Annotated in this window: 1 protein-coding gene; it reads right to left on the bottom strand. The window is 35.8% G+C overall.

What is annotated here, in order from left to right; genetic code table 11:
- Nucleotides 1–149: 149 nt before the first annotated feature.
- A partial coding sequence (locus KH400_RS22475; protein WP_217228424.1) for a DUF2268 domain-containing putative Zn-dependent protease occupies nt 150–366 on the bottom strand: 217 nt, incomplete at its 5' end.

The following is a 366-nucleotide window of genomic DNA, read 5'->3' as shown; positions in this document are numbered from 1 at the left end:
GATCAAATGAACCGAATCGGAAAATTCCGTCTTTTTAGAATAAAAAGAATTATCAAAATTTATATTTGTATATTATTACATCAGCATGACGAAATCAAGAAGTATTTAGTAAAATTGTAATATGTCACTTTTTTTGTGAATGTTTGTCTTTACGATTCTATCGCCTTTAAAAACGTTTCCGCAGGCTCCGCAATCATAGACTCCTCGCTGATTCGGTGCTCATCGAAATACTTTTTCACGATATAAAATCCAGTGGCATAGCCAAGCATTTTGGGGTAGTTCCCTTTTCCATAAAGGAGATTCTGTATCAGCCTTTCGTCGTCCTGCACTTTCTGATAAAGGTGACTGGATACCCATTTCTTGTAC

Source organism: Desertibacillus haloalkaliphilus, assembly GCF_019039105.1.
GTDB lineage: Bacteria > Bacillota > Bacilli > Bacillales > KJ1-10-99 > Desertibacillus > Desertibacillus haloalkaliphilus.
The sequence above is the reverse complement of the archived record's forward strand: the minus strand, read 5'-3'. Positions and strand labels throughout refer to the sequence as shown.